Here is a 20,274-nt window from a genome sequence, read left to right as displayed (position 1 = left end):
AACCGGCTCGCGGGCCCCGTCCCCTGGAGGCACAGCAGTGGCGCACTCCCGTCCGCTCCGTTCCCGTCCCCGCACCACCACCCTCACGGCCGCCGTCGCGGTCACCGCAGGACTCGCGCTGCTCACGGGCTGCGGGGGCGACGCGTCCTCCGCCGCCGGCAGCAGTACCGGCGACGACCTCAAGGTCGGTGTCCTCTTCCCCGGTTCGCTCTCCGACGACGGCTTCATGCAGTCGGCGTACCTCGGCTACCAGCGTGCCGCGAAGACACACGCCGGGAAGGCGTCCTTCCGCAAGGTCGAGCAGGTCCAGGCCGCCGACTACGAGAGCGCCCTGGTCCGCTTCGCGAGCACCTCCGACCTCGTCATCTCGCTCGGCGGGCAGACGGACGCCGCCGTGCGCAAGGTCGCGCCGCGCTTCCCGAAGGTGAAGTTCGTGGAGATCGGCGGCCCCGCGGACGGCAAGCCGCTCGCCAATCTCGCGCTGTACGACCCCCAGCAGGCCGAGGCCGCGTTCCTCGCCGGGGCGGCTTCCGCGCTGCTCTCCGAGAAGGGCACGGTCGCGTTCGTCGGCGGCGCCGAGCTGCCCGCCATCGTCAACGCGGCCAAGGAGTACGAGAACGGGGCCAAGGCGGCCGACCCGAAGGTCAAGGTCCTCGCGCCGCAGTACGTCGGCGACTTCAACGACGTGGCGAAGGCCAAGCAGTCCGCGCTCGCCGACTACGGCGCGGGCGCCGACGTCCTCGGCCAGATCCTGAACCTCGGCCACAAGGGCGTCGCCCAGGCTGCGGCCCAGCGCAAGGGCACGCTGATCGGCGGCCCGGTCGCCCACACGTGCGCGGCGGGTTCGGCGTACGCCGGATACGTCGAGACGGACATCGGCGCCGAGATCGAGTACGCCGTCGACCAGCTGGCCGCGGGCAGCTGGAAGGCCAAGGCCGTCCACTTCGGGCTGACCTTCGAGGACCCGCAGAACGACATCGTGCTGTGCGACTCGGCGGACGCCGGCCCCGAAGTCACCAAGAAGCTCGACGAGTTGAAGAAGAAGATCGCCGACGGGGAGATCACGACCCGATGAGCACGGCCGCCCCCTCCCCGGCCGCCCTGGACATCACCGGGCTCGGCAAGTCGTTCGGCGCCGTCCGCGCCCTCGACGACGTCCGTCTCACCGTCGCCGCGGGCACCGTGCACTGCGTGCTCGGCGAGAACGGCGCGGGCAAGTCCACCCTGTGCCATGTCATCGGCGGTTCGCTGGCGCCGGACTCGGGCGCGCTCACGCTGTACGGGGAGCCGTACGCGCCGCGCCGTCCCGCCGACGCGCTCGCCGCCGGGATCGCCATGGTCCACCAGCACTTCAGCCTCGTACCGACCCTGACGGTCGGTGAGAACCTGCGGCTGCTGCGGCTGCGGGACCTGCCGGGGCGGCTGGCCAGGGTGCGCGAGGAGTACGGGCTCGCGCTCGACCTGGACGCCCGGGTGTCGGCCCTGCCGGTCGGGGTGCGCCAGCGGGTGGAGATCGTGAAGGCGCTGCTGCGCGAGCCGCGGCTGCTGCTGCTCGACGAGCCGACCGGCGTCCTCGGGGCACCCGAGGTGGAGGCGCTCCTCGCGACGTGCCGGCGGATCGCCGACGCGGGCCGGGCCGTGGTCCTGGTGACGCACAAGCTCGGCGAGGTGGCCCGCGCGGGCGACGCGGCGACGGTGCTGCGCGGCGGCCGGGTGGCGGGCGGCGGGCCCCTCGCGGAGCTGCCGCCGGACCGCCTCGTGCCGCTGATGATCGGGCGGCCCGCGCAGGACCTGGACACGTCGCTCGCGGAGACGATCGGGCTCGCGGCGGCCGGCCCGGCTCCCGCCCGGACGGGCGGCGTCGAGGGGGCGGCACCGCCCGTGCTGCGGCTGCGCGAGCTGACCGTGCGGCGCCCCGACGGGTCGTACGCCCTTCAGGACGTGACGCTCGGCGTCGGGGCGGGCGAGGTCGTCGGCGTCGCGGGCGTGGAGGGCAACGGGCAGAGCGAGCTGATGGCGGTGCTCGGCGGCTCGCTCGCCCCGGACGGCGGCTGCCTGGAGCTCGCCGGGCGGGATCTGACCCGGGCCGCGCCCCGTGAGCGCACCCGCGCCGGGCTCGGCGTCGTCCCCGAGGACCGGCACCACGAGGGCTGCGTGCCCGCGCTGTCGGTCGCCGAGAACCTGTTCCTGGGCCGGCTCGGCGAGTTCCGCAGGGCCGGGGTGTTCCTGGACCGTGCCGCGCTGCACCGGGCGGCCGCCGAGGTCATGTCCGCGCACGGCATCCGCGCGGCGGGCCCGACCGCCCCCATGTCCTCGCTCTCCGGCGGCAACCAGCAGAAGGCCGTCATGGCGCGGGAGCTGGGTCTGGACCCGCTGCGCTGCCTGGCCGCCGCCCAGCCGACCCGCGGCCTCGACGTGGGCGCGGTCGACGCCGTGCACACCCGCGTCCGCCAGGCGGCCCGGGCGGGCGCGGGCGTCCTGCTCGTCTCCAGCGAACTCGGCGAACTGCTCGCCCTGTGCGACCGCGTGGCCGTCGCCTACCGGGGCCGTCTGCTCGGCCCCGTGGACCCGCGGGAGCCGGGGGCGCGGGACCGGATCGCCCACCTGATGCTCGGCACCGCCGCCCCGGCCCACGAGGCCGGCGACGCCGCCGCGCCCCAGTCCCCCGATGACGCTCCTCCCGTTCCTCTCCCGTCGAAGGACCCCCGATGACGCCCACCCTCACGGCTCCGGCCCCGGCCGGCCCGCGGCCCGCGCGGCGGCGAACGGCCGCCGCCCTGCTGCGCCATCCCGTCACCGTGGCGGCCCTCGCCGCGCTGCTCGCCGCCGGGGCCGGACTGGTCCTGGCGGCCGCGGCGGGCACCGACCCGGCCACCGCCTGGGCCGCCCTGGACGAGGGCATGTTCGGCAGCCCGTACGCCGTGGGCAGCTCGCTGAACTCCGCGGCCGTGCTCGCCCTGATCGCCACGGGCTTCACCGTCGCGCACCGGGCGGGCCTGGTGAACGTGGGCGGCGAGGGCCAGCTGTGCGCCGGTGGCGTCGCCGCCGCGGCCGTCGGGCTGGCCCTGCCCGCGCAGGTCCCCGGCGCGGTCGGCGTCCCGCTCGTGCTCGTCGCCGGTTTTACCGCGGGCGCCGCCTGGGCCGGGATCGCGGCCTGGCTGCGGACCCGGCGCGGCACCAGCGAGGTGATCACGACGCTGCTCCTGAACTTCGTCGGCGTCGGTCTCGTCTCGGTCGCCGTCCACGAGGAGGCGCTGCTGCGCCAGCCCGTCACCTCGTCGGAGACGCTGCCGCAGTCCGCGCCGCTGCCGGCGGGCGCCCGGCTCCCGCTGATCGCGGGCGTCGAGTCCCCGGCGACCGCCGTCGTCCTGGTCGCCGCGGTCGCCGCCGTCGTGGCGGGCGTCGTGCTGCGCCGCACCGCCGTGGGCCTGCGCCTGAAGTCGGTCGGCCACTCGCCCGCCGCCTCCGCACGGCTCGGGCTGCCCGTGGCCCGCCTGGAGGGCGGCGGCCTGGCGGTGGCCGGCGGTCTCGCGGGCGTGGCGGGCGCGGCCCTGGTCGCCACCGCCCCGTACGTGCTCGCCGAGCACTTCTCGTCCGGCTACGGCTTCTCGGGCCTGGTCGTCGGCCTGCTGGCACGCGGCTCGCTGACCGCGGTCGCCGCCGTCTCGCTGCTCTTCGGCTTCCTGACCAACGGCGGCATCAACCTCCAGCTCGCGGCCGGGGTGCCCGCCTCGTCCGTGCAGATCGTGCAGAGCCTGCTGGTGCTGCTCATCGCCGCGGCCATGCTCTGGACCGCGCGCGGGCAGCGGGGAGGAACCCGATGAGCGCCGTACTCGACGAACTCGCCTCGGGCGGCGTGCGCCTGGCCGTGCCGCTGCTGCTGGCCTCCTCCGGGGAGCTGGTCAGCGAACGCGCCGGGGTCCTCAACCTCTCCGTCGAGGGCATGATGCTCACCGGTGCCTTCGCGGGCGCGGCGGGCTCCCTGGCCTCCGGCAGCGCGGCCGTCGGCGTGCTGGCAGCGCTCGTGGCGGGGCTGCTGTTCGCGGCGCTGCAGGCCCTGCTGAGCGTCACGCTGCGGGCCGACCAGATCGTCACCGGTATCACCGCGAACGCCCTCGCGCTGGGCGCCACCACCTACGGCTCCCGCCTGCTGTTCGGCGACGGCACGTCCGGCACCTCCGACGACGTGTCCGGCTTCGCGCCGCTGCCCGTGCCCGGACTGCACCGCATCCCGGTCCTCGGCCCGGCGCTCTTCGAGCAGACGGTCCTGGGCTACGGGGCGTTCGTGATCGCCGGCGCGCTCGCGTTCGGCCTGTCCCGGCGGACGCCCTGGGGCCTGGCCCTGGACGCGGTCGGTGAGGACGCGGGGACCGCCGACCGCTGCGGCCTGCCGGTCCGCACCGTCCGGTACGCGGCCGTGCTGCTGACCGGCGCCGTGTCCGGCCTCGCCGGTGCCCAGCTGGCCCTGTCCGAGGTGCACGCGTTCAGCGACAACATCACGGGCGGCATCGGCTATCTCGCCGTCGTCGCGGTGATCGCGGGCCGCTGGCGGGCCTGGCCGACGCTCGTCGCCTGCCTGTTCTTCGGCGTCGCGCAGGCCCTGCAGTTCGCCGCGCCCGCACTCGGCCTGCATCTGTCGGCGCCGCTCCTGACGACGCTGCCGTACGTCTTCGCGCTGCTCGCGGTGAGCGGCCTGGTGGGACGCAGCCGCGCCCCTTCGGGCCTGACCGTCCCCTTCGTACGCGGCACCTGACCGCACCCGCACCCGCACCCCGTGCTCGACTCTTCTGGAAGGCCCGCCGGATGACCCTGATCCTGACCCGCTCCGAGATCCTGTCGCTGCTCGCCCACGACGGGGTCGGCGACCAGGTCGTCGCGGCGGTGGAACGGGCCCACGTCGACCTGGCGCTCGGCCGGGCCGCGCTGCCCGCTCCCCCGTCGATGCGGCTGCCCGGCACGGACGGGGCGTACCTCGCGATGGCCGCGGCCTCCGCGCCCGCCGGGCTCGCGACGGTGAAGCTGCTCAGCGACCTGCCGGGCAACCGCGCCCGCGGCCTGCCCGTGCAGCGCTCGGCCGTGCTGGCCGTCGCGGCGGACACCGGCGCGTGCGAGGCGCTCCTCGACGGGGCCGCGCTCACCCGGGTGCGGACCGCGGCGGCCACCGCCGTGGCGACCCGTGCCCTGGCGCGGGCCGACTCCCGGGTGCTCGGCCTGGTCGGCACCGGCCCGCTGGCGCTGGCGCACGCCCGCGCGCTGCTGCCGCACCGGCCCTACGAGCGGGTGGTGCTGTGGGGACGGACCCCCGAGCGGGCCCGGGACCTGGCCGCCCGCATCGCCGCGGAACTGGACGTGAAGGCCGAGGTGCTCGCGACCCCGCGCGAGGTCACGGAGGCCGCCGACGTCCTGTGCACGCTGACCCCGTCCCGTGAGCCGCTCGTGCTGGGCGCCTGGTTCGCGCCGGGACTGCACGTGAACGCGGTCGGGGCCCCGCCGCGCGCCGACCACCGGGAGATCGACACCGAGGGCGTCGCCCGGTCCCTGGTCGTCGTCGACTCGTACGCCACGGCCCGGGCGAAGTCCGGCGAGGTCTGCGTGCCGCTCGCCGAGGGCGCGTTCGGCGACGACCACGTCCGGCTGGAGCTCGGCGACGTGCTGGCGGGCCGCCGTCCCGGCCGCACCGCGGACGGCGACATCACGCTGTTCGACTCGGTGGGCGTGGGCCTGCAGGACCTGGCCGCGGCCCGGCTGCTGGTCGACGCGGCACGGGAGCGGGGCGTGGGCACGGAGGTCGACCTGGGTGCCTGAGGCCTGTTTCCCGTACCCACCGCACCCCCTGAGCAAGCGCTTAGGAAAATGCGTCAGGGGTCACACGGCCACACCGGTGACCTATGCCATACGTACGGGTAACTTCCCAAGCGGTCCTGCCGTTCGCCAGAAACCCCTGGAGCCGTGATGCCCGAAGCCGTAATCGTCTCAGCCGCCCGCTCCCCCATCGGCCGCGCTTTCAAGGGCTCCCTGAAGGATCTGCGCCCGGACGACCTGACCGCGACGATCATCCAGACCGCCCTCGCCAAGATCCCCGAGCTGGACCCGCGCGACATCGACGACCTGATGCTCGGCTGCGGTCTGCCCGGCGGCGAGCAGGGCAACAACCTGGGCCGCATCGTGGCCGTGCAGATGGGCATGGACCACCTGCCCGGCTGCACGATCACCCGCTACTGCTCGTCGTCCCTGCAGACGACACGCATGGCCCTGCACGCCATCAAGGCGGGCGAGGGGGACGTCTTCATCTCGGCCGGCGTCGAGATGGTCTCCCGCTTCGCCAAGGGCAACTCGGACTCGCTGCCCGACACCCGCAACCCGTTCTTCGCCGAGGCCGAGGCCCGCACCGCCGAGGTCGCCACGCAGGAGAACACCAGCTGGCACGACCCGCGCGAGGACGGGCTGGTCCCGGACGCGTACATCGCGATGGGCCAGACCGCCGAGAACCTGGCGCGCCTGAAGGGCATCACCCGCGAGGACATGGACGCCTTCGGTGTCCGCTCGCAGAACCGCGCCGAGGAAGCCATCAAGAACGGCTTCTGGGAGCGCGAGATCACCCCGGTGACCACCCCCGACGGCACGGTCGTGTCGAAGGACGACGGCCCGCGCGCCGGCGTCACCCTGGAGGGCGTCTCGGGCCTCAAGCCCGTCTTCCGCCCCGACGGCCTGGTCACGGCGGGCAACTGCTGCCCGCTGAACGACGGCGCCGCCGCCCTCGTGATCATGTCCGACACGAAGGCCCGGGAGCTCGGCCTGACCCCGCTCGCCCGCGTCGTCTCGACCGGCGTCTCCGGCCTGTCCCCGGAGATCATGGGCCTCGGTCCGGTGGAGGCCAGCAAGCAGGCCCTCAAGCGCGCGGGTCTCGGCGTCGGCGACATCGACCTGTTCGAGATCAACGAGGCGTTCGCCGCGCAGGTCATCCCGTCCGCCCGCGACCTGGGCATCGACGAGGACAAGCTGAACGTGAACGGTGGCGCCATCGCCGTCGGCCACCCCTTCGGCATGACAGGCGCCCGCATCACCGGCACGCTGATCAACAGCCTCCAGTTCCACGACAAGCAGTTCGGCCTGGAGACCATGTGCGTCGGCGGCGGTCAGGGCATGGCCATGGTCATCGAGCGCCTCAGCTGACCTGAGCCGGCTACCCAATCGTGATCCAATCTCCCCCAGGATGTGACGTGCGTCTCGGGGGAGATGGATTTTCGCAGGTCAGCCCGTACCCAGGCCATATGGGGGCTAAACACCCGGCCAAAAGACCTGTCCAATTCGTGACGTAATGCACTGACAGCTGGTTCGTCCAGGCTTCAAGCTGATGTAGGAAGTCGGGGGTCGACTTGAAACCGGGAGTACGTCAGTGAGCGCCATCCCCTTTGCTTTGCTGCTCGCCACGGCCGCTGCCACGGCCGTCGGCGCCGCCACCCTGCACAACGTCCGGGGTCTGCGTCGGCAGATCGCGGAACTGCGCGAGGAGGTGGTGCGTGCCGCCGCCACCGGCGCGCACCCCGGCGTGCCCGCCGCGCGCACCACTTCCGACACCGACGCCATACGCGGCGCCGTCGCCGAGGCCCTCGCCGAGGAGCGGGAGCGCGAGCTGGCGGAGGCACGGGCGTTCTGGGCCGCGCAGGAGGCGCGCGACAGCTCGGAGCTGCCGCCGTTCCTGACCGGCGGCAGCGCGCTGAGCGACGAGTTCTTCCTGCCGCGGCAGGCCGACTTCGCGGGCCTGGAGCCCGTCGTCGAGTCGGCCCTGGAGCCGGAGGACGAGTTCGCGGGCGAGTCGCCCGAGCTGGCCGCGGCCCGGCGCCGGCACCCCTCGCACCCCGACTTCGTGCCGGTCCAGTCGCCGGTCACCAGCGACCACGAGCGCACGGTGGCGTGCCTGGAGGAGCTGGCGCACACCCGCACCGCCCTGTCCGACGTCCGCCCGGGCCCGCTCGGCACGCTCGACGTCTACGTCTTCGTCGACGGCACGACGCTCTGTATGACCCCGGGCCACCGCGAGACGGCGGAACAGCTCGCCGCGGCCCTGCGCGACGGCCAGACCCCGGTCCTCCTCGGCGGCTCCGGCGTCTCCGGCGCGTACGCCCTGACCTTCGAGTGCGCCGGCGACAACGTGTACATCCTGGCGGACCGGGTCATAGCCTCGGCCTGACTTTTCGAACGCCGGCGTTGAGCGCCCCGCCAGGGGCGCGGGGCTGTGCCGATATACGGCTCCGCCGCGGCCCCCGCTCCTCAATCGCCGGAGGGGCTCGAAGAACCGGAGGGGCTTGGTTCAGACACCGGCCCGCTTCATGGCCGCCTCGACCAGATCGACGGCCCGGGCCAGGTCATCCGCCGAGGGAAGAACGACCGCCAAGTCCCGCGCAGCGACCGTCACTTGGTCAGCCGCAGCGAACATCCCCGCATCCGGCATCTCCCGCACGGCCCCCCGCGGATCCTCCAACCGCTGGGCCCGCGCCGAGAGTTCCCTGGCCAGAGCCAGCGCCTCCGCGGCAGCTCCCCGCTGCAGCCGACTCTGCGGCGCGGCCCGCAGCCGATCCGCGAACTGATCCACCGCGGCAGTCAATGGCGTCGTATCAAGCACCTGGCGACTGTAGCTGTTTACAAGGGCCCGGCGCTCAGGCACGGTGGCGTGAAGGACCGGCCACGTCGAAGCGTTCCGGAGGCGCCGATGTCCCAAGTCTTCTCCGAGGAGACCCACCGCAATCTGCTGGCTCGCATCCCCCACTGCACCGGTCGTGAAGTCTCCGACTGGCTGCGCACCGTCGAAGAAGGCCCTTGTTTCCTTCGCTTCGAAGAGAAGGTCAGCTGGCTCCGCGGGGAGCACGACCTCGCGTACGGCCACGCCAAGGCGATCATCCATGAGTACGACTTGAGGCGCGCCGCACGGCGGTTCGGCTGACGCCCCGACTCCCCCGCACACGACAAGGGCCCGCGCACCCCGAGGGGTGCGCGGGCCCAGGACTGTCTGTCGGGCGATCCGCTAGTCGTTGCCCTGCAGGATCGCGATGAGCCGCAGGAACTCCAGGTAGATCCAGACCAGCGTCATGGTCAGACCGAACGCGGCGAGCCACGCCTCGTCCTTCGGCGCGCCGTAGGCGATGCCGTCCTCGACCTGCTTGAAGTCGAGGGCCAGGAAGCAGGCGCCGAGCAGGATGCCGATGACGCCGAACAGGATGCCGAGGCCGCCGCTGCGGAAGCCGAGGCCGTCACCGCCGCCGAACACCGCGAACAGCAGGTTCACGGCCATGAGCAGGATGAAGCCCATCGCGGCGGCCATCACGAAGCCGTAGAAGCGACGGTTGACCCGGATCCAGCCCGCCTTGTAGGCGATGAGGACCGAGGCGAAGACGGCCATCGTGCCGATGACGGCCTGCATGGCCGCGCCGTCCGCGATGTGGGTGTCGACGACATTGGAGACGACGCCGAGGAAGACACCTTCCAGCGCCGCGTACGCCAGGATGATCGGCGGGGACGCCTTGCGCTTGAAGGCCTGGACGAAGCCCAGGACCATCGCGACGAGGCCCGCGCCGATGGCGATGCCGTACGACTTCGGCAGGTTGTCGGCGTCGACCGGCAGCAGCGCCCAGGCGAGGGCGGCGGTGACGATCAGCGTGCCGAGCGTGGTGGCCGTGCGCATGATGACGTCGTCCATCGTCATGCGGCCGGTGGTGGCGGGCGCCTGCGGAGCGCCGTACTGCAGATCCTGCTGGGCGTAGGGATTCTGCGCGTACGGGTTGCCGGCGGGGGCCTGGCCGTACGGATTGGCCTGCGTCCCTACGGCGGGGCTCCCGGCCTGCGGCTGCTGCGCGTTGAACTGCGCGTAGCCGTTGTCGCGGCTGAACCCCCGTCGCGAGAAGACCGGGTTACTGCTCCTCATTTCACTCCTCCATGGCCACCGTGTATGGCCTTGCCACAAGAGTAATGGCTTGGCAAAGATCCGACCCTACTGCTCAGGGAGGATCTTTCCCATCCTGTTACGAGGAACGCAGGAGAGCCCCGTGATGTTCCGCTCACAGAGGGAAGCCGGTGTAGGCCTCCGCGAGATCGGCCTCCGCGGCCTTGGAGCTGGTCACGCGGTCGAGCCGGGCCAGCTGGATCCGGTCGTCGAAGGGGGTCGCGTCGGGCGTGCGGTGCAGCATGGTCGTCATGGCGTAGCTGAACCGCTCGGCCTGCCACACGCGCCGCAGGCAGGTCGCGGAGTACGCGTCGAGCGGCCCGGAGTCGCCCTGGTCGAGGCGGGCGGTCAGGGCGCGGGCGAAGGTGACGACGTCGCCGACGGCGAGGTTGAGGCCCTTGGCTCCGGTGGGCGGGACGATGTGCGCCGCGTCCCCGGCGAGGAAGAGCCGGCCGTGCCGCATCGGCTCGTGGACGTAACTGCGCATCGGCGTGACGGACTTGGACGTGACCGGCCCGCGCGCGAGCCGCCAGCCCGGGTCGTCGACCTCCAGGCGGCGGTCGAGCTCGTCCCAGATCTCCTCGTCGCTCCAGTCGTCGGCGTCCGTGCCGGCCGGGACCTGGAGGTAGGCGCGGGTCACGGACGGGGAGCGCATGGACAGCAGGCAGAAGCCGCGGTCGCTGCGGGCGTAGACCAGCTCGTCGTGGGAGGGGGCGACGTCGGCGAGGATGCCGAGCCAGCCGAAGGGGTACGTGCGCTCGTACGTCCGCGAGAGCGCCTCGGGTATCGCGGCCCGGGCCACGCCCCAGAAGCCGTCGCAGCCCACCACGTAGTCGCATTCCAGGACGTCCTCGACGCCTTCGTGGCGGAAGCGGACGCGCGGGCTGTCCGTGGTGGCGCCCTCCACGGCGAGGGCCTCCGCCTCGAACAGGAGCGGGCCGCCGTCGGCGAGCCGGGCCGCGATGAGGTCCTTGCAGACCTCGGTCTGCGCGTACACCATGACCGACCGGCCGCCGGTCAGGGCCGGGAAGTCGACCCGGTGGCGGCGCCGGTCGAAGCGCAGCTCGATGCCGTCGTGCGGCAGGCCCTCGCGGTCCATGCGGGCGCCGACGCCGGCGGCGCGCAGCACGTCGACGGTGCCCTGCTCCAGGATTCCGGCGCGCTGGCGGCGCTCGACGTAGGCCCGGTCGCGGCTCTCCAGGACGACGGAGGCGATCCCGGCGTTGTCCAGCAGTCTGGCCAGCAGCAGCCCTGCCGGGCCGGCTCCGATGATGCCGACGGTGGTGCGCATACGGATCCCTCTCGCGTCATTGCGTGCATCCCGTTCGCCTGGTGAACTTTCGTTCATTGAGGCGGCTCCTGCGGATCCTCGCCCGCTGTCACACGGGTGTCAATGGGTGCGCGGGCATCACGGCACGCCCCGGGCGCCAGGAGGCAGGCGCGGGGAAGTGAAGGAAAGCCAGGGAAGCGAGGGAAGCGAGGGAGAAGTGAGGATGCGGCGGCGAAGAAGTGGATCGGAGGTGCCCGGAACCGGACTTGAACCGGTACGCCCGCGAAGGGCAGCGAGGTTTAAGCTCGCCGTGTCTGCATTCCACCATCCGGGCAGGCTGTGGGGCTCCGCTTCGACCCTCCGAGCCTATCCGGCGGCATCCCCCGATCAGCGGAACAACAGCACGATGTTGTCTTATTTTATTGACGTCTGAGGGTGCATCAGCACACAGCAGGAGCCATACGCACTTGCCGGAGGCCCTTCCATCGGCACATGCCAGGTCCCGTGGATTGACGGAATTTCACCTGCCGTCGCGCGTCCGGCCGAGCGGCGCCCTCTCAGGGTCCCGTGTCATCCCCAGGTATGACACAGGCGCTCCCGGTCCGACCGGAGTCGCCCCTCGGAACGGGATCTGCGGCTGACTTCACGGGCCCGATCCGCGGAGACGATGGGACGGTCCCCAGCAGTCGTCCCGACAGGAGCACCCTCCCGTGACCACCACCCCTCTCGCGGGCCGGACCACCACCGCGGCCGCCCGCGCCACGGATCTCTCGAAGGTCTACGGACAGGGCGAGACCCAGGTGGTCGCGCTCGACCGCGTCTCCATCGAGTTCCGGCAGGCCGAGTTCACCGCGATCATGGGCCCGTCCGGCTCGGGCAAGTCGACGCTGATGCACTGCGTCGCGGGCCTCGACACCTTCTCCTCCGGCTCGGTCCGGATCGGCGAGACGGAGCTGGGCTCCCTCAAGGACAAGCAGCTCACCAAGCTCCGCCGGGACAAGATCGGCTTCATCTTCCAGGCGTTCAACCTGCTGCCGACGCTGACGGCTCTGGAGAACATCACGCTCCCCATGGACATCGCGGGCCGCAAGCCCGACAAGCAGTGGCTGGAGAACGTGATCCAGATGGTGGGCCTGTCCGGCCGCCTCTCGCACCGGCCCGCGCAGCTCTCCGGCGGCCAGCAGCAGCGCGTGGCGGTGGCCCGCGCCCTGGCCTCCAAGCCCGACATCATCTTCGGTGACGAGCCCACCGGAAACCTGGACTCGCGCTCCGGCGCCGAGGTCCTCGGCTTCCTGCGCAACTCCGTACGGGAACTGGGCCAGACCGTCGTCATGGTCACGCACGACCCGGTGGCGGCGGCCTACGCGGACCGCGTCGTGTTCCTGGCCGACGGCCGCCTCGTGGACGAGGTGCACGCGCCGACCGCGGACTCGGTCCTCGACCGCATGAAGCGCTTCGACGCCAAGGGCCGCACGAGCTGACCGTCCCGCGCAGAAGCGCCCTGTAAGGGGCGCGGGGAACTGCGCGAGCAACCACACACGGCCCGCAGGCCACCGACCCACGAGCCCCTACGGCGCCTAGGCACCTGGGGCACAGCCCCGCCGAACCCTGGACTGGCAGAAACCCATGTTCCGAACAGCCCTGCGCAACGTGTTCGCGCACAAGGCCCGCCTCCTCATGACGGTGCTCGCCGTCATGCTCGGCGTCGCCTTCGTCAGCGGCACCCTCGTCTTCACCAACACCATCTCCTCCGCCCTGGAGAAGTCGTCCTCCAAGGGCTTCGACCACGTCGACGTGGCCCTCACCCCCGGCGCCACCGCCGCCGAGGGCGACAAGGTCAGCAAGGAGGTGAAGCTGACCGACGCCACCCTGAAGAAGGCGGGGAGCGTGCCGGGCGCCGCCTCCGCGTACGGCGTCGTCAGCGGGTACGCCGCCGTCGCCGACCAGGACGGCAAGCTCGTCGGCAACGGCTTCTCCACCAAGGGCGGCAACTACTGGGGCACCGAGGACCCGCGCTACCCGATCAAGGAGGGCGCGGCCCCGCACGGGAAGAACCAGGTCGCCCTCGACGCCGAGACCGCGAAGCGCGCCGGGTACAAGATCGGTGACCAGGTGCGGATGTCGATCGACGGGCCGGTCCTCACGCCGACCGTCACCGGCATCTTCACCACCGACGACGGCAACGTCGCGGCAGGCGGCTCCCTCGCCCTGTTCGACACGAAGACCGCGCAGACGCTGTTCCACAAGCCGCGCGCGTACGACGAGATCGACGTGACGGCCGCCGCGGGCACCAGCGAGGACCAGCTGCGGGCCGGCATCGACAAGGCCCTCGGCGACGCCGCCGTGCACACCGAGACCGGTCAGCAGCTCGCCGACGACCAGGCCAGGACGATCTCGGAGTCGATGAGCTCCATGAAGACGATGCTGCTGGTCTTCGCCGGCATCTCGCTCTTCGTCGGCATCTTCATCATCGCCAACACCTTCACCATGCTGGTCGCCCAGCGCACCAAGGAACTGGCCCTGATGCGCGCCGTCGGCGCCTCCCGCCGCCAGGTCACCCGCTCCGTGCTGCTCGAGGCGTTCTTCGTGGGCGCCGTCGCCGCCGTGACCGGTCTGGCCGTCGGCATCGGGATCGGCGCGGGCATGCGGTCGATCATGAACTCGACGGGTGCGATCATCCCGGACGGGCCGCTGGTCGTCTCCGTCGGCACGGTCGTCTCCGCGCTGGTCGTCGGCGTCCTCATCACGATGCTGGCCGCCTGGCTGCCGGGCCGCCGCGCCGCGAAGATCCCGCCGGTCGCCGCGATGAACGCGGTGCACGCCGCCCCGACCGCCAAGTCCCTGGTCCTGCGCAACACGCTCGGCGCGCTCGTCTCGGCCGCCGGTGCCGCCGCCGTGCTCGCCGCGACGACCATGAGCGGCAGCGACGGCCAGATGCCGATGGGGCTCGGTGCCGCGCTGCTCGTCATCGGCATCTTCATCCTGACGCCGCTGCTGTCCCGCCCGCTGATCGCCGCCGCGGCCCCGCTGCTGCGCGTCTTCGGCGTCTCCGGCAAGCTGGCCCGCCTGAACTCCGTGCGCAATCCGCGCCGTACGGCGGCCACCGCCTCGGCCCTGATGATCGGGCTGACCCTGATCACCGGGCTCACGGTGATCGCGGGCAGCGTCCAGTCGGCCATCGACAAGATGGCGGCCGACTCCCTCAAGGCGGACTACGTCGTCTCCATGGCGAACGGGAGCGCGCTCTCCCCCGACGTCCTGAAGACCCTCGACACGACGGACGGCGTGACCGCGACCAGCGGCATGGTCGACTCCCCGGCCCGCATCGGCGGGCAGACGGAGTACCTGACCGGGGTCAACGGCAAGAAGATCAACGATCTCGTCGATCTCCCCCTCGACAAGGGCCGGTTCGACGTCGGCGGCACGAACGTCGTCGTCGACGACAAGACCGCGAAGGACCACCGCTGGTCCGCCGGATCGACCTTCGACGTCGCCTGGGAGGACGGCAAGAAGCAGCGGCTGACCGTCGCGGGCGTCTACCGGGCCAACGAGATCGTCCGGGGCATCATGGTCGACACCCCGACCCTCGCCCCGCACCTCACCGAGGACGCCTCCGACATGCAGGTCATGCTGAAGACGTCCGGCGACACCTCCGACGCCACCAAGGACAAGCTCACCAAGGCCCTCGGCGAGAACCCGGCGATCAAGATCCAGGACCGCCAGGACATCTCGAACGAGATCGCCCAGATGTTCACGCTGATGCTGAACATGCTCTACGGCCTGCTCGCCATGGCGGTCATCGTCGCCGTGCTCGGCGTCATCAACACCCTGGCGATGTCCGTCTTCGAGCGCCAGCAGGAGATCGGGATGCTCCGCGCGATCGGCATCGACCGCAAGGGCATCAAGCGCATGGTCCGCCTGGAGTCCCTGGTGATCTCGCTGTTCGGCGGCGTGCTCGGCATCGGCCTGGGCGTGTTCTTCGGCTGGGCCGCGGGTCAGCTCATCGGCAACAGCATGTCGACGTACGAACTGATCCTGCCCTGGGGCCGGATGGGCGTCTTCCTCGCGCTCGCCGCGGTCGTCGGCATCCTGGCGGCCCTGTGGCCGGCCCGCCGCGCCGCCCGCCTGAACATGCTCGCGGCGATCAAGGCCGAGTAGCGCAAGGGTGGTTGCGCGCGTGGGGCGCACCGGCGGCACGACCGCCGGTGCGCCCCACGCGCGGGTGGACGTCAGTTCCAGGTACGCGCCCGCAGGGGCATGCCCGACGCGCCGCCCTGCGGCGTCTTCACCGCGAGGATCTGGTTGACCCCGATGCGGTTGCGCTCGAAGCTGAGCGCGGAGGCCGCCATGTAGAGCCGCCAGATGCGGGCCCGGCCGGGGCTGACCAGCCTCAGGGCCTCCGGCCAGCGGGCCTCGAGATTGCGGACCCACTGGCGCAGGGTGAGCGCGTAGTGCTCGCGGATCGCCTCGATGTCCCGCACCTCGAATCCGGCCCGCTCCAGCAGGCTCGTGGTCGTGCCGACCGGTGCGAGCTCCCCGTCGGGGAACACGTAGGCGTCGATGAACTCGTCGACCTGGTACGCCGATTCGTCCTCCTGCGGCCGCCGCGCGATCTGGTGGTTGAGCAGCCGGCCGCCCGGCTTCAGCAACGCGTACAGATCGCTCGCGTACTCCAGGTACCGCTCCGAGCCGACGTGCTCGGCCATGCCGATGGAGGAGATGGCGTCGTACGGCCCGTCGCGCACGTCGCGGTAGTCCTGCACCCGGATCTCGACGCGGTCGGTGAGCCCCTCGTCCGCGACGCGCTTCCTGGCGAACGCGGCCTGTTCCTGGGAGAGCGTGACCCCGACGACGCTCACGCCGTGCTCGCGGGCGGCGTGGATGGCCATGGAGCCCCAGCCGCAGCCCACGTCGAGCAGGCGCATGCCGGGCCTGAGGTCGAGCTTGCGGGAGATGAGCTCCAGCTTGTCGCGCTGGGCGGATTCGAGCGTGGCCCCGGGAGACTCCCAGTACGCGCACGAGTAGACCATCGAGGGGCCGAGGACCAGCTCGTAGAAGTCGTTGCCGACGTCGTAGTGGTGGCTGATGGCCTGTTTGTCGCTGCCCTTGGTGTGCAGGTGGAGGCGGCCCTTGCGGCGCATCTCCTCGACGGGCGGGGTCGGCGGCAGGAACGGTCCTGCGAGCTTCACCAGCTCGGCGGCACCGGCCCGCACCCGGGGGTCCCTGAGCGCCTCGACGAGGCTCCTGCGCTCGTCGTCGTCACGCTCCCAGATCAGCCCGGCCATGGCGTCCAGCACCTCGTAGAGGTCGCCCTCGACGTCCAGGTCCCCGGCCACCCAGGCACGGGCCAGGCCCAGCTCTCCCGGCTTCCACAGCAGGCGGCGCAGGGCGCGGCGGCCCCGCACGACCAGCACGGGGGCGTCCGGGGGGCCGGCCTCCGAGCCGTCCCAGGCGCGCAGCCGCACCGGGAGCTCGGCGCCGAGCAGCTGCTCGGCGAGATTCTTCAGCCGCTGTGCGGCGTCCTGCATGGCGCACACCTCCGTGACAGGCGGATCCCGGAACGGTCCAACACCACGTAAACACCAAGACGGCGGTCCCGCAGTCCCGTTATTGCGTCACGAACAGGCAAAATACTTGTAGCCACCATGTATCTGGCGCGGAAAAACCCGAAGGGGCCGCCCGCACCACGGATGGCGGGCGACCCCTTCGGGGACAGAACTACCGCGAGGTCAGGAGGCCTTGGCCTTCTCCTCGACCTTCTCCTCGGTCTTCTCCGCGGCCGGCTTGGGCGCCGGAGCCGGCTTGGCGGCCTCGTAGAACTCCTCGCGCGGAGTCTCCAGGGCGCCGAGCGCGGTGATGTCGCGCTTCTGGAACATGTTGATCGTCCACTCGGCGATCACCCGGATCTTGCGGTTGTAGGTCGGCATGGCCAGACCGTGGTAACCGCGGTGCATGTACCAGGCGAGACGGCCCTTGAGCTTGATCTTCATCTTGCCCATGACGATCATCGCGACGCCCTTGTGCAGGCCGAGACCGGCGACCGCACCCTTGTTGGCGTGCTTGTAGTCGCCCTGCGGGAAGCCCCGCATGCCGGAGACCACGTTGTCGCCGAGGACCTTGGCCTGGCGCATCGCGTGCTGGGCGTTCGGCGGGCACCAGGCGTTCGGGTTGCCGTTGGCACGGCCGACCAGGTCCGGGACCTGGGCGTTGTCGCCCGCGGCCCAGATGTAGTCGGTGCCCTGGACCTGGAGCTTCTCGCTGGTGTCCACGTGGCCGCGGGGGCCGAGCGGGAGACCGAAGCGGGCGAGCGCCGGGTTCGGCTTGACGCCGGCGGTCCACACGATGGTGTTGGAGTCGGCCTCGAGGCCGTTGCTGAGCACGACGTGACCGTCGACGCAGGAGGGCATCGTGGTACTGAGGTAGACCTCGATACCGCGGGACTCCAGGTGCTTGCGGCCGTAGACGCCGAGCTCCGGGCCCACCTCGGGCAGCACCTTGTCGGCGGCGTCGACCAGGATGAAGCGCATGTCCTCGCGCTTCACGTTCTTGTAGAACTTGGCCGCGTCGCGCGCCAGGTCCTCGACCTCGCCGATCGTCTCGGCGCCCGCGAAGCCACCGCCGACGAAGACGAAGGTGAGCGCCTTGCGGCGGATCTCCTCGTCCGTCGTGGACTCGGCCTTGTCGAGCTGCTCGAGCACGTGGTTGCGCAGGCCGATGGCCTCCTCGACACCCTTCATACCGATGCCGACCTCGGCGAGGCCCGGCGTCGGGAAGGTGCGGGAGACCGCGCCGAGCGCGATCACCAGGTAGTCGAAGGGCACCTCGTACGCCTCGCCGACGAGCGGGGCGACCGTGGCGACCTTGCGGTCCTGGTCGATGGTGGTGACGCGGCCGGTGAGAATCTCGGCTCCCGGCACAGCGCGTCGCAGCGGGACGACGACGTTGCGCGGCGAGATGCTGCCGGCGGCGGTCTCGGGGAGGAAGGGCTGGTACGTCATGTACGAGCGCGGGTCGACGACCGTGACGGTCGCTTCCGCGTAACGCATCTTCTTCAGGATGCGTCGCGCCGCGTACAGGCCTACGTACCCACCCCCGACAATGAGGATCCTGGGACGCTCCGTGGTGCTCATGCCATCGAGTATCCACCCGAGTGGAGGGGGTCGCTCGTGCGCCCCTTCACAAGGACGGGTGGGGCCTCTGCTACACTTCGCCGCCCACGTGACCCAAGTCATGGTCGACGCGGGGAACCACGGTGCACCGCCAGTCGTTGCTCACCCCTCTTGAGCAGCCACAGTGAGCCTTCGGAAGCACTGGACCACTCCCGGATTTCACCCCCGCGTAACACGCGCGGAACCCCACGGATCCCTTCCGGTAGGGCCCATGGACGGCCCCGAACGGGCCCAAGGCCCCAAAACCGCGTCCAACGGGACCGAATTCCTTGTGAAGAACTTCACGAACTTTCCCGACGGAGTGTCGCCGGGGCGTGTCGGAACCGGTCTCGACCGTGCTCAGGCGGCACCGTACACGCTCAGGCGAGCTCGTTTCGAGGCCCTCGGCTCCGCGGATTCCGCCTCAGGCGATCGACCAGGCGATGCCGTCGAGGATGTCGTGCTCGCTGACGACCACCTCGCGGGCACCGATCCACTCCATGATCAGTCGCAGGACGAGGGCGCCGGAGGCGATGACGTCGACGCGGCCGGGGTGGATGACCGGCTTCAGGGCGCGCTGGTCGTGGGTGGAGGTCAGCAGCCAGTCGGTGAGCTCGGCGACCTTCTCGAACGGGATCCGGGAGTGGTGGATCGCCGTGGAGTCGTACGCGCTCAGGCCGAGGGCCAGGGCCGCCACCGTCGTCACCGAGCCGGCCAGGCCGACCAGGGTGCGGGCGGAGCGGATCGGGACGGTCTGCGTGACCTTGTCGAGGGCCTCGGCGATGTCCTCGCGGATCGCCTCGATCTGGGCCGGGGTCGGCGGGTCGGTGACCCGGCCCTCGTCGTCGACCAGGTGACGCTCGGTCATGCGGACGCAGCCGACGTCCACGGAGAGGGCCGAGCCCACGGTGTCGTCGCCGACCACGAACTCGGTCGAGCCGCCGCCGATGTCGACGACCAGGTACGGCTTGTCCAGGTCGGCGCGGCCGGTGAGCTCCTTCGTCGCGCCCGTGAAGGAGAACTCGGCCTCCTGGTCGCCCGTGATCACCTCGGGCTCGACGCCCAGGATGTCCAGGACGCCCCGCACGAACTCGTCGCGGTTCTCGGCGTCGCGGGACGCCGAGGTCGCCACGAAGCGGACCTTCTCGGCCCCGTGCTCCTTGATCACGGCGGCGTACTCGCGGCACGCCGCGAACGTGCGCTCCAGCGCCTCGGGGGCGAGGCGGCCCGTCCGGTCGACGCCCTGGCCGAGCCGGACGATCGTCATCCGGCGGTCCAGGTCGACGAGTTCGCCGGTCTGCGGGTTCGCGTCGGCGACGAGGAGGCGGATGGAGTTCGTACCGCAGTCGATCGCGGCGACCCTGGTCACACGGCCTCCTCGGCGGGCTTCGCGCTCACGCACGCGCCCTTCTTCCACCACTCGGGCAGCATCTCGATCGCCTCGTCGCCCAGCGGGTTCACACCGGGCCCCGCGGCCAGGGAGTGGGCCACGAGGACGTGCAGGCACTTCACGCGGTCGGGCATGCCGCCGGCGCTCGGGAAGTTCTCCAGGACCTCGATGGCGTCACGGCGCGCGATGTAGTCCTCGTGGGCCGCCCGGTACTGCTGGGCCAGCTCGGGGTCCGTCTGCAGGCGCTCCGTCATCTCCTTCATGACGCCGTTGGCCTCCAGCGTGCCGATGGCCGAGGCCGCGCGCGGGCACGTCAGGTAGTACGTCGTCGGGAACGGCGTGCCGTCCTCCAGGCGCGGGGCCGTCTCGACCACGTCCGGGTTGCCGCAGGGGCAGCGGTGCGCGATGGCGCGCAGGCCGCGCGGCGGGCGGCCGAGCTGTTCCTGGAACGCGTGGATGTCGGCGTCCGTGGGCGCGGTGGGCGCGGTCTGCGGCGGGGGCGTTTCCATGGCTGTCTCTGAGTGTCTTT

Annotated in this window: 17 protein-coding genes and 1 tRNA gene; 10 read left to right on the top strand and 8 right to left on the bottom strand. The window is 71.8% G+C overall.

The features are described from left to right. Positions 1–37: 37 nt before the first annotated feature. The 7 genes from ACVHNB_RS03390 (at position 38) to ACVHNB_RS03360 (ending at position 8,191) form a co-directional block, all read left to right on the top strand. Positions 38–1,075, top strand: a complete 1,038-nt coding sequence (locus ACVHNB_RS03390) for a BMP family ABC transporter substrate-binding protein (RefSeq protein WP_456227382.1) — start codon at positions 38–40, stop codon at positions 1,073–1,075. Then, positions 1,072–2,712: an ABC transporter ATP-binding protein gene (locus tag ACVHNB_RS03385; protein ID WP_456227381.1), complete on the top strand. Its 1,641-nt coding sequence runs from the start codon at positions 1,072–1,074 to the stop codon at positions 2,710–2,712. The genes ACVHNB_RS03390 and ACVHNB_RS03385 overlap by 4 nt, the downstream gene beginning before the upstream one ends. Continuing rightward, a complete protein-coding gene (locus ACVHNB_RS03380) occupies positions 2,709–3,824 on the top strand; it encodes an ABC transporter permease (protein ID WP_428952918.1) in 1,116 nt (371 codons plus the stop codon). Before ACVHNB_RS03385 ends, ACVHNB_RS03380 begins: the two co-directional genes overlap by 4 nt. Beyond that, positions 3,821–4,753, top strand: a complete 933-nt coding sequence (locus ACVHNB_RS03375) for an ABC transporter permease (protein WP_428952919.1) — start codon at positions 3,821–3,823, stop codon at positions 4,751–4,753. The genes ACVHNB_RS03380 and ACVHNB_RS03375 overlap by 4 nt, the downstream gene beginning before the upstream one ends. 50 nt (positions 4,754–4,803) lie before the next feature. After that, positions 4,804–5,805 carry an ornithine cyclodeaminase family protein gene (locus tag ACVHNB_RS03370; protein ID WP_428952920.1) on the top strand — a complete coding sequence of 334 codons (1,002 nt, stop codon included), beginning with the start codon at positions 4,804–4,806 and terminating at the stop codon, positions 5,803–5,805. Between the two features lie 147 nt (positions 5,806–5,952). Further along, positions 5,953–7,173 carry an acetyl-CoA C-acetyltransferase gene (locus ACVHNB_RS03365; RefSeq protein ID WP_428952921.1) on the top strand — a complete coding sequence of 407 codons (1,221 nt, stop codon included), beginning with the start codon at positions 5,953–5,955 and terminating at the stop codon, positions 7,171–7,173. Between the two features lie 223 nt (positions 7,174–7,396). Beyond that, positions 7,397–8,191, top strand: a complete 795-nt coding sequence (locus ACVHNB_RS03360) for a hypothetical protein (protein WP_428952922.1) — start codon at positions 7,397–7,399, stop codon at positions 8,189–8,191. A 120-nt stretch (positions 8,192–8,311) separates the two neighbouring features. On the opposite strand, the gene ACVHNB_RS03355 is transcribed toward ACVHNB_RS03360, so the two are convergent. Then, entirely contained in the window at positions 8,312–8,623 is a 312-nt protein-coding gene (locus ACVHNB_RS03355) for a hypothetical protein (protein ID WP_428952923.1), read from the bottom strand. Positions 8,624–8,710: 87 nt separating this feature from the next. Here ACVHNB_RS03355 and ACVHNB_RS03350 point away from each other — a divergent pair, with 87 nt between their 5' ends. Next, a complete protein-coding gene (locus ACVHNB_RS03350; protein WP_365566309.1) occupies positions 8,711–8,941 on the top strand; it encodes a DUF4287 domain-containing protein in 231 nt (76 codons plus the stop codon). Between the two features lie 81 nt (positions 8,942–9,022). On the opposite strand, the gene ACVHNB_RS03345 is transcribed toward ACVHNB_RS03350, so the two are convergent. The 3 genes from ACVHNB_RS03345 to ACVHNB_RS03335 all read right to left on the bottom strand — a co-directional run bounded on the left by ACVHNB_RS03345 (position 9,023) and on the right by ACVHNB_RS03335 (position 11,541). Beyond that, positions 9,023–9,919: a Bax inhibitor-1/YccA family protein gene (locus tag ACVHNB_RS03345; RefSeq protein WP_428952924.1), complete on the bottom strand. Its 897-nt coding sequence runs from the start codon at positions 9,917–9,919 to the stop codon at positions 9,023–9,025. A 133-nt stretch (positions 9,920–10,052) separates the two neighbouring features. Beyond that, on the bottom strand, positions 10,053–11,228 hold the full coding sequence (locus ACVHNB_RS03340) for a 4-hydroxybenzoate 3-monooxygenase (protein ID WP_428952925.1): 1,176 nt from the start codon (positions 11,226–11,228) through the stop codon (positions 10,053–10,055). A 230-nt stretch (positions 11,229–11,458) separates the two neighbouring features. Next, positions 11,459–11,541 (bottom strand) — tRNA-Leu (locus ACVHNB_RS03335). A gap of 376 nt (positions 11,542–11,917) precedes the next feature. Here ACVHNB_RS03335 and ACVHNB_RS03330 point away from each other — a divergent pair. Continuing rightward, complete coding sequence (locus ACVHNB_RS03330; RefSeq protein WP_428952926.1) at positions 11,918–12,688, top strand: ABC transporter ATP-binding protein; 771 nt, start codon at positions 11,918–11,920, stop codon at positions 12,686–12,688. Between the two features lie 145 nt (positions 12,689–12,833). Next, positions 12,834–15,365, top strand: coding sequence for an ABC transporter permease (locus ACVHNB_RS03325; protein WP_456227380.1), 2,532 nt, complete (start codon positions 12,834–12,836; stop codon positions 15,363–15,365). Between the two features lie 71 nt (positions 15,366–15,436). Here the strand turns inward: ACVHNB_RS03325 and ACVHNB_RS03320 are convergent, their stop codons facing one another. The 4 genes from ACVHNB_RS03320 to ACVHNB_RS03305 form a co-directional block, all read right to left on the bottom strand. After that, positions 15,437–16,735 carry a class I SAM-dependent methyltransferase gene (locus tag ACVHNB_RS03320; RefSeq protein ID WP_428952928.1) on the bottom strand — a complete coding sequence of 433 codons (1,299 nt, stop codon included), beginning with the start codon at positions 16,733–16,735 and terminating at the stop codon, positions 15,437–15,439. A gap of 201 nt (positions 16,736–16,936) precedes the next feature. Then, a complete protein-coding gene (locus tag ACVHNB_RS03315) occupies positions 16,937–18,337 on the bottom strand; it encodes an NAD(P)/FAD-dependent oxidoreductase (RefSeq protein ID WP_428952929.1) in 1,401 nt (466 codons plus the stop codon). Between the two features lie 442 nt (positions 18,338–18,779). Continuing rightward, positions 18,780–19,724, bottom strand: coding sequence for a Ppx/GppA phosphatase family protein (locus ACVHNB_RS03310; RefSeq protein WP_428952930.1), 945 nt, complete (start codon positions 19,722–19,724; stop codon positions 18,780–18,782). Next, complete coding sequence (locus ACVHNB_RS03305; RefSeq protein ID WP_428952931.1) at positions 19,721–20,254, bottom strand: DUF501 domain-containing protein; 534 nt, start codon at positions 20,252–20,254, stop codon at positions 19,721–19,723. Before ACVHNB_RS03305 ends, ACVHNB_RS03310 begins: the two co-directional genes overlap by 4 nt. Positions 20,255–20,274 lie beyond the last annotated feature (20 nt).

The organism is Streptomyces sp. YJ-C3 (genome assembly GCF_053891275.1).
This window is presented reverse-complemented; position numbering and strand designations above follow the sequence as displayed.